This window comes from Neorhizobium sp. 05N33 (assembly GCF_056397445.1).
In genome coordinates, this window is the sequence record NZ_JBFTNK010000028.1 from 22,433 (window position 1) to 29,798 (window position 7,366).

Consider the following 7,366-nt stretch of genomic DNA (forward strand, 5'->3'; position numbering starts at 1 on the left):
CATCATGTACAAAGCACCGGTCGAGGAGATCGCCTTCACCCTGAACCACGTGGCCGGTCTCGCGGACGCCCTGGAGATCGGCAGGTTCGGTGACCTGAGCGCCGATCTGGTCGAGGCGATCCTGGAGGAAGCAGGGCGGTTCGCCGGCAACGAGATGGCGCCGCTCGGCGAGATCGGCGACAGACAGGGCGCTCGCCTGACCGACGGCAAGGTGAAAACGCCGGACGGCTGGCCGGAGCTCTATCGTCATTGGCGGGAAGGCGGCTGGAACGGCCTGACCGCGCCGGAAGCCTATGGCGGCCAGAACCTGCCGCATATGCTGAACGTCGCCGCGCTCGAAATGTGGAATTCCGCCTCCATGGCCTTCGCGCTCGCCCCGACGCTGACCATGGGAGCAATCGAGGCGCTGGTGGCGCACGGCAGCGATGCGCTGAAGGAAAAGTATCTGGCCAAATTGGTCTCCGGCGAATGGACCGGCACCATGAACCTCACCGAGCCGCATGCCGGCTCCGACCTCGGCGTCCTGAAGACCCGCGCCGAGCGCAGCGACGACGGCAGCTACCGCATTTTCGGCCAGAAGATCTTCATCACCTGGGGCGAGCACGACGCTGCCGACAATATCATCCATCTGGTATTGGCACGGCTTCCCGACGCGCCTGCCGGCACCCGCGGCATCTCGCTTTTCCTGGTGCCGAAATTTCTCGTGGGCGACGACGGATCGCTGGAGGCGCGCAACGACGTGTTCTGCCATTCGATCGAACACAAGCTCGGCATCCACGGCTCGCCGACCTGCACGATGATCTATGGCGACGGCAAATATTCTCCCGGCAACGAAGAGGACAAGGGCGCGATCGGCTGGCTGATCGGCGAGGAGAACAAGGGCCTCGCCTGCATGTTCACGATGATGAACAATGCCCGCCTGGCGGTCGGCATGCAGGGCGTGGCGATCGCCGAAGCCGCCACCCAGAAGGCCGTCGTCTTTGCCAAGGAACGCACCCAGGGCAAGGCGCCCGGCTGGTCGGGGGAGGGAATGAGCCCGATCATCGACCATCCGGACATCGCCCGCACGCTGATCACCATGAAGGCACTGACCCAAGGCGCCCGCGCCATCTGCTACGCCTGCGCCCACGCGACCGACATGTCGCATCACACCGAGGGCGACGAGGCCCGCCACTGGACCGAACGGGCAGCCCTTCTGACACCGATCGCAAAATCCTTCGCGACCGATGCCGGCGTCGACGTCGCCTCGCTCGGCATCCAGGTGCATGGCGGCATGGGCTTCATCGAGGAAACGGGCGCTGCCCGCTACCTGCGCGACGCCCGCATCGCGCCAATCTACGAGGGCACCAACGGCATCCAGGCGATCGACCTCGTGACCCGCAAGCTGCCGCTTTCCTCCGGCGATCAGGTGCGCGGCTTCATCGGTGAGCTGAAGGAGATTGCCGATAGGATTTCAGCCTCCAACGATACGGCGTTCGGCGAAACCGGTGACCGCCTGCGCGCCGCCATCGCCGCACTCGAAACCGCCACCGGCTGGCTCCTCGACACCCAGGCCGCCGGCAAGACCGCGGATGCGCTCGCCGGGGCGACGCCCTATCAGCGCCTGTTCGGCCTGGTGCTGACCGGCTGTTATCTCGCCAAGGGCGCGCTTGTCGCTGTCGATAACGGTGGCCCGGAAAAGCGCGTCGCGCTCTGCCGCTTCATGGCCGAAAACCTGCTGGCCGAAACCTCGGCCCTGAAGGACCGCGTCGTTTCAGGCGCCGCGAGCCTTCAAGCCGCCCGCGCGATCCTCGCCTGAAGGAGGCATCCGTGAGCGACAACCACATCCTCATCGAGCGCCCCGAGGCCCGGCCGGGCGTCATGGTGATCCGCTTCAATCGGCCGGAAAAGAAGAACGCCATCACCTCGGCCATGTACAACCGCATGACCGCGGCGCTCGAAGAGGCAAACAGAGACGACGCCGTTCGCGCCGTCGCCTTCCTCGGCAGCGAGGGCTGCTTCTCCGCCGGCAACGACATGGGGGATTTTCTTACCTACGCCATGTCCGGATCGAAGGAGGCACCTGCCGCCGCCGTTTTCATCAAGGCCTTAGCGCTTGCCGACAAGCCGCTTGTGTCGGGCGTCGATGGCCTGGCGATCGGCATCGGCACCACGTTGAACATGCATTGCGACCTGACGGTCGCCTCCGCCCGCAGCCTGTTCAAGACGCCCTTCGTCGACCTGGCGCTGGTGCCGGAAGCCGCTTCCAGCGTGCTGGCGCCGAAGGCCATCGGCCACCAGCGCGCCTTTGCCATGCTGGTGGCGGGCGAGGGGTTTTCGGCGCAAGCTGCACTCGATGCCGGGTTGATCTGGAAGATCGTGGAGCCGCAGGCGGTCGAAGCTGAGACGCTGGCGCTTGCCGCAAGCCTTGCCAGCAAACCGCCGCAGGCCCTGAAGATCGCCCGTGACCTGGTGCGCGGACCGCGCGAGGCGGTGCTTGCCCGTATCGACGAGGAGCTGGTGCATTTCTCCGCCCAGCTTAAAAGCGCCGAGGCGCGCGCCGCCTTCGAGGCCTTCATGCGGCGTTAACGGTGTCGCACGGGAAATTTCTGTTCCCGTCTTCTTTTGACGCAACTTCAGCGCTAGATTGCCTCCAATCGATCGGGAGGAAATGATGGCGCATCGTATTTCGTCGGGCTTGCTCGTACTGCTTCTTGGAATAGCGCCGGCGCAGGCCGAGACGCTGGCGTTTCCCTCGCAGAGCCAGCCGCTGCAGCTCGCCCAGAGCCCTTCCGTCACCATCGGCCCCAACGGACTCATCATCCGCCGTGACGACGACCGTGATCGTGACAGGGACCGTGACCGGGACAGAGATCGCGACCGCGACCGTGACCGCGATAGAAATCGTCCCCGCCCGCAACGTTATGTCTGCGTCGTCTCTCCGCCGCCGAGCATGGACCGCCGCCGCCCCTATGTCTGCAATGCCGATCCCGGCCGCGTCGGCAGCCGCTGCCGCTGCTCCGGCGTGGTTGGCACCGGTACGCTTGATCTGGATCGGTAGGAAGCCCGGCGGTCCGCCCGCCCGAGCTTATTTCTGCAGCAGCGCCACCGCTTCGACATGCGGCGACCACAGGAACTGGTCGATCGGCGTGACCGTCTTGATCTGGTATCCGGCATCGACGAGAATCCGAAGGTCGCGGGCAAGCGTCAGCGGGTTGCAGCTCACCGCCACGACCGTCTTCACGGTCGAGCGGGCAAGCTCCTTCATCTGGACTTCGGCACCGGCGCGCGGCGGATCGAAGACGACGGCGTCGTAGTTTTTCAGTTCCGAAACCATCATCGGTCGGCGGTAGAGATCGCGCTTCTCAACCGACACCGGCTTCAGGCCTTGAGTGTTGCGGCCCGCAAGGTCGAGCGCCCTGACCGATTTCTCGTCGCCTTCGACTGCATGCACCTTGGCGATGCGGGCGAGCCGGAGCGAGAAGGTGCCGGAGCCGGCAAACAGGTCGATAACCCGCTTGGCCTTGCCGATATGCGACAGCACCAGTTCGGCCATAGCGTCTTCCGACGGTTTCGTCGCCTGGGTAAAGGCGCCGGGTGGCGGGGAGACCTTGACGCCGCCGAAATCCACCAGCGGCTTCTGCAATTCGATGACGATCTCGCCATTGACCGAAACCCGCGCGATGCTCTTCAGCGCCAGCACCGTCTCGGTGACCGTGCGCCGCTGCTTGTCGTCAAGCGGCTTCAGCCCTTCTGCGGCAAGATCGAGGCCGGCAAGCGTTTCGAGAACCGCGATGCGGAATGTCTCAGAACCGGTCGCCAGCGCCTTGCCCACAGCGCGGATCGCCTCGAGCCGGGCAACGATGCCCGGCGAGGCGATCGGACATTCGACGATCGAGACGATGTGGTTGGTCTCGGCGCGGTTGAAGCCGAGCAGCAATTCCTTCTCGGTCTTGCGGGCGGAAAACACCACCCGCCGACGCTCGCCGGGATGGGCGATGACCAGTTCGCCCACTTCAGGCGTCAGACCCTTGGATTTCAGGGCCTCGACGACGAGGTTGCGCTTGAAGGCGTGATAGGGCGCGTCGGCCAGATGCTGCAGCGAACAGCCGCCGCAGGCGTCGCTGTCAGGCCCGAAGTGGCGACAGGGCGGCGTAACCCGGTCCGGCGACGGGTTAGACGTCGACATGACCGTGCCGTGGTCGCCATTGCGGGCGATCGCCAGCGTTTCGCCGGGCAGCGCATAGGGCACGTAGACGGGGCCGTCTTCGCCATTGGCGATGCCGTGGCCCTGGGCGCCGAGCCGGCTGATCGTGACGGTGACCGTGCTCATGAAGGTTCACCGGGCTTCCTGCCTGCGAGCAGGTATTCCTGGTTGCCGTCGCCGCCGACGATCGGGGAGGGGATGAGCCCGAGGCTCGACCAGCCCATTTCTTCGACGAGCCAGCGTTCGAGTTCGGCCGCGACCTGGGGCGCCGTCTCCGGCTCCTTCAGCAGCCCGGCCTTGCTGATCGCATCGCGGCCCGCCTCGAATTGCGGCTTGACCAGCAGCACGCAACGCGCGCCGGGCTCGGCAAGATCCAAGGCCGGCGCCAGCGCCAGCTTCAGCGAGATGAACGAGACGTCGGAGACGATGAAGGTGATCTCGCGGTCGTCGTAATCCTCGGCGGTCAGATAGCGGGCGTTGAGGCCCTCGATATTGGTGACCCGCGGCTCGGCGAGCAGCCGCGGATGGATCTGTCCGTGGCCGACGTCGATCGAGGTCACATGCTCTGCGCCGCGCATGATCAGCACTTCGGTAAAGCCGCCGGTCGAGGCGCCGATATCGAGACAGTCATGGCCGGCCGGATCGAGCTTGAAGTGATCGAGCGCCGCGACGAGCTTCAACGCGGCGCGGGAGACGTAATCCTGCGCCGGGTCGTCGATCGTGAGTTTCGCGTCGAGCGGGAAGGTGAGGCTCGGTTTGGTGACGACGCGGCCGTTGACGGTAACGGTGCCGCGGGCGATCGCATCGCGCGCGCGAGCTCTGCTCGCCACGAGATTGAGCGAGACGAGAAGCTGGTCGAGGCGTTGGTTTTCAGGGCTTGAGGACATGGTCGCAGTCAATGCCTGCCTATCGGCCGGCTTGCAAGGGCCTTGCTTCGTGAAAACCCGCGCCGGGTTCAATCAAATTTTAATCATGTTGGGATTCTCTCGCCGCCGGAGGAGATGCCCAATGCTGTTTCACCCGAGAGCGGAAGCCCCCGATGTCGCTTAAAAACCTATCCCTGAACAAGAAGCTGATCATCACCTTCGCGGCGTTGATGTCGGTCTGTCTGCTGGCGTCCGCCGGCGTTTACTGGCAGGCCTTGAAATCGAGCCGCTCGTCTGCGCAGCAGGTCGTTTCCCAGACGATCATGATGAATGTGGACGCGGCGCTCGAAGCGATGCTGGAACAGGCCGTCAATCAGCGCGGCTTCCTGCTCTTCAAGAGCGACAGCACCTATGCCGACGTCTTCAACAACCGCGAAAAGATGATCGCGGCGATCGACGCCGCCAAGAAGGCGGCCGCCGGCGTGCCGGATATGGTCGCTTCGCTTGATGCGATGCGTGCCGCAGCCGAGGTGTTCCACACCCAGCTTACCGTTCCGCAGCTCGACGCCCGCAAGAACACCGGCAAGCCGATCGAGGAAGTCATCGAGATCGGCCGCAACCAGTCGAAGGGCCAGCTCGACGTGTTCCGAGAGGCTGCCGCCAAGATCAAGAAGCAGGCTTTCGACCTGTCGACCACCATGGTCAGCGCCCAGACCCAGGCCCATACCGATCTGCTGCTGACGCTCCTCATCGGCGGCGGTATTGCCGGCCTGATCGCGGTCGCCCTGGTGCTTGCCCTGTCGCGTGCCATCGTCCAACCGATCGTCGGCATGACGGAGGCCATGACCAGCCTTGCCGGCGGCAATCATGATATCGGCATTCCGGCTCTCGAACGCGGCGACGAAGTTGGCCGGATGGCCAAGGCCGTTACCGTCTTCAAGGATGCGGCGATCGAAAAGCAGCGTCTGGCCCGTGACGCGGATGTCCTGCGCGACACCCGCGAGCGCGAACGCCTCGACAACGACGCCCAGAAGGCACGCGAAGCCGCCAATATCGAGTTTGCGATCGACGCGCTGGCCACCGGGCTTGCAAGCCTTGCCGATGGCGATGTCGCCTACCGCATCGAAAAGCCGTTCTCCGGCAATCTCGATCGGCTGCGCACCGATTTCAACCAGGCGCTCGGCCGGCTGCAGGCCGCCCTCCAGGCGGTCGGCGAGAACGCCTCGGCTATCAGTTCCGGTGCCGGCGAAATCCGCTCCGCGGCTGACGATCTCGGCCGCCGCACGGAACAGCAGGCCGCAGCCGTCGAAGAGACAGCCGCCGCACTCGAACAGGTGACGACGACGGTAAAGGAATCGGCCCGCCGAGCTGAAGACGTCGGCCAGCGCGTCGAGCGCACCCGCATCGGCGCCGAAAAGTCCGGCGAGGTGGTCCGCCGCGCAGTCTCCGCCATGGAGCAAATCTCGAAGTCGTCAGGTGAGATCAGCAATATCATCTCGGTCATCGACGACATCGCCTTCCAGACCAACCTTCTGGCGCTGAACGCAGGCGTCGAGGCAGCGCGCGCCGGCGAGGCGGGCAAGGGCTTTGCGGTCGTCGCACAGGAAGTCCGCGAACTCGCCCAGCGTTCCGCCAATGCGGCAAAGGAGATCAAGGCGCTGATCACCACCTCCAGCCAGCAGGTGGATGCGGGCGTCGCGCTGGTCGGCGAGACTGGCCAGGCGCTGGAAGCGATTGTCGGCGAAGTGCAGCAGATCAACCAGCACCTCTCCGCCATCGTCATCTCCACACGCGAACAGTCGACAGGCCTCCAGGAGATCAACACGTCGGTCAACGCAATGGACCAGGGCACGCAGCAGAACGCCGCCATGGTCGAAGAGCAGAACGCGGCAAGCCACAAGCTCGCCCAGGAAGCCCAGGCGCTCGATGCCCTGCTGAGGCAGTTCAACTTCGGGGGCACGCGATCGGTCCGGGCGTCGCGTCCGGTTGCGGCCCCGTCGGCAGCCCGTCCGGTGGCATCGCCGGCAAACGCCCTGCGCTCCACCGTCGCCCGCGCCTTCTCCGGCAAAGCGGCGAGCGCTGCCGCCGTGAAGGAAGAGTGGTCGGAATTCTGATCCGCCCATATGGCTCGATCTCAAAGGCAGGCCGGAAGACCCTCCGGCCTGCCTTCAGACTGCTGACAAACCCCTGGCGTGGTCCGGGGGTTTGTGATTCATTGGGACATGTTGAAGAAACCTACCCCTTGCCAGACGGCTCTTGAGATGGTGACGCTCGAGGGTCTGGTGCCGAAGGATCACCTGCTTCGCAAGATTGA

The 7,366-nt window shown here is 65.0% G+C and carries 6 protein-coding genes; 4 read left to right on the plus strand and 2 right to left on the minus strand.

The features are described from left to right. Positions 1–4 precede the first annotated feature (4 nt). The 3 genes from AC1DLT_RS30305 to AC1DLT_RS30315 all read left to right on the plus strand — a co-directional run bounded on the left by AC1DLT_RS30305 (position 5) and on the right by AC1DLT_RS30315 (position 3,040). Complete coding sequence (locus AC1DLT_RS30305) at positions 5–1,798, plus strand: acyl-CoA dehydrogenase (protein WP_477489178.1); 1,794 nt, start codon at positions 5–7, stop codon at positions 1,796–1,798. 11 nt (positions 1,799–1,809) lie between these two features. Then, positions 1,810–2,568, plus strand: coding sequence for a crotonase/enoyl-CoA hydratase family protein (locus AC1DLT_RS30310; protein WP_477489179.1), 759 nt, complete (start codon positions 1,810–1,812; stop codon positions 2,566–2,568). Positions 2,569–2,653: 85 nt separating this feature from the next. Then, entirely contained in the window at positions 2,654–3,040 is a 387-nt protein-coding gene (locus AC1DLT_RS30315) for a hypothetical protein (protein ID WP_477489180.1), read from the plus strand. 27 nt (positions 3,041–3,067) lie between these two features. Here AC1DLT_RS30315 and AC1DLT_RS30320 read toward each other — a convergent pair whose 3' ends face one another. Together AC1DLT_RS30320 and AC1DLT_RS30325 are read right to left on the minus strand one after the other, a co-directional pair. Beyond that, entirely contained in the window at positions 3,068–4,312 is a 1,245-nt protein-coding gene (locus tag AC1DLT_RS30320; protein WP_477489181.1) for a class I SAM-dependent RNA methyltransferase, read from the minus strand. Then, positions 4,309–5,073 carry a TlyA family RNA methyltransferase gene (locus tag AC1DLT_RS30325; RefSeq protein WP_477489182.1) on the minus strand — a complete coding sequence of 255 codons (765 nt, stop codon included), beginning with the start codon at positions 5,071–5,073 and terminating at the stop codon, positions 4,309–4,311. Before AC1DLT_RS30325 ends, AC1DLT_RS30320 begins: the two co-directional genes overlap by 4 nt. 152 nt (positions 5,074–5,225) lie before the next feature. Here AC1DLT_RS30325 and AC1DLT_RS30330 point away from each other — a divergent pair, with 152 nt between their 5' ends. Next, a complete protein-coding gene (locus tag AC1DLT_RS30330) occupies positions 5,226–7,166 on the plus strand; it encodes a methyl-accepting chemotaxis protein (protein ID WP_477489183.1) in 1,941 nt (646 codons plus the stop codon). The last annotated feature ends 200 nt before the right edge of the window (positions 7,167–7,366 follow it).